This is a genomic window from Azospirillum brasilense (assembly GCF_008365405.1).
In the GTDB taxonomy this organism is placed as follows: Bacteria; Pseudomonadota; Alphaproteobacteria; order Azospirillales; family Azospirillaceae; genus Azospirillum; species Azospirillum brasilense_D.
In genome coordinates, this window is record NZ_QOKV01000072.1 from 1 (window position 1) to 1,502 (window position 1,502).

Annotated in this window: 1 protein-coding gene; it reads right to left on the minus strand. The window is 70.2% G+C overall.

Annotation, left to right across the window (positions count from 1 at the left end):
- Window positions 1–34 precede the first annotated feature (34 nt).
- Window positions 35–1,387, minus strand: coding sequence for an IS66 family transposase (tnpC, locus tag DS837_RS31800; protein ID WP_149168396.1), 1,353 nt, complete (start codon window positions 1,385–1,387; stop codon window positions 35–37).
- Window positions 1,388–1,502: the final 115 nt, after the last annotated feature.

Consider the following 1,502-nt stretch of genomic DNA (forward strand, 5'->3'; position numbering starts at 1 on the left):
GTGATTACTCACCCGGCTGGCGGCAGCTGAGCCGTTAAGCGACGACGAAGGTGCCGTCGATGAGGTTGCGGATGGCGGTCCAGGCGGACTGGCCTTGGCGGCGCGCGGTTCCGGTGACCGAGCGGTAGCCGGCGTGAATGCCCGGCCCCCAGTCGGAGCGGAAGCCGTTGGTGACCTTCCGGAAGATCACGGATGGGCGGATTTCCTGCTCGCTGCCGTTGTTGGTCGGCGGCACGCGGCGGTCGGTGAGGAAGACGAAGAACTTGCCGCGCCACGCCTTGATCTGGCGTTGCAGCTCGCGCCCGGCCGGATGGGCGGCGGGGACTCCGAGCAACGCATCGAGGCCGCGCTCGGCCTTGGCAGCGTAAGCGGCCAGCGTGCTGTCCTTCAGGCTCGGTCTTCGCTTGCCCACCCGGATGGCCCAGCGCAGGTGGTCGCGGATCTTCGGCGCCACCACGCTGTCGCCGCAGTCGATGGCATACTGAACGTCCCTCATGACGTGCGCCAGACAGACTTGGTGGACCCGCCCCAGGTCCTGCTGCCCGGCGTAGCGGTCGGAGATCCACACCTCGGGCTGATGCTCGCCCAGGACCGCGGCGGCCACCGCCCGGCCGCGGCTGGGGGCGATGGTGTGCAGCACGGCGTGCTCGGAATGAAACACCCACTGCCAGTGCGTCACGCCGTTGACCCGCGTCGTGGTCTCGTCCGAGGCGATGACCGGAGCGGTCAGGAGCTTGGCCTTGATCGCCGCACAGGCCGTGTCGAACGCCGGGCCCATGCGGCGGAAGGCATTGGCGATGGCGCCCTCGGAGATGGCCAGCCCGAACAGCTCCTTCAGCATCCGCGCCAAGCGCTCGAAGCCGACATGATGGCTGTGGTGCAGGTAGGCCAGCAGCGCCCGGATGCCGGGCCCGAACGGTGTGCCCGGCGGCATCGCGACGGGCGGATCGGCCCGGTAGCGCCGCCCGCAACTCCCGCAGCGGCCGCCGAACAGCTCAACCCGCGTCACCACCGGGCGGACCTCGGGCAGATCGATGTGGTCGTAGCGATGCCGACACCGCTGTGCCGCCGGTGACAGCGCCGATCGGCAATGTGGGCAGCTCTCGGCCAGACGGCACTCGGTGTGATCGGGGTCCGGGGCGAGCGGCCGGGCAACGCCGGGGCGCGACGGCCGCGGCTTGCGCCGCCGTTTCGCCTTGCGAGGCTCTCGCCCGGGACCATCCTGCGAGGGCGGAAGGTGGGAGTTCGCTGAGGTCTTCTTCGGTTTGCCGAGGAGCGCCTCCAACTCGGCCACCCGCGCCACCAGGCGCTCGATCAGCGCCGCCTGCTCAAGCAGCAGGGCCTCCTTCTCGGCGTCACTGAGGCGATAGCGCGGCGGAACCGTCATCCCGCCTTTGACTCATGTCCGGCCGCGCAACGCAACACCGGCATCGCCAACCACCCCCAATGCGCGCAACGCCCAGCTGGCGGCACCCGCTCAGCCAGCCCGGTGAGCAATCACC

Bases quoted from the DNA above. Each gene is read 5' to 3' on its own strand.
- tnpC (WP_149168396.1), bottom strand. From the start codon at position 1,387: ATGACGGTTCCGCCGCGCTATCGCCTCAGTGACGCCGAGAAGGAGGCC.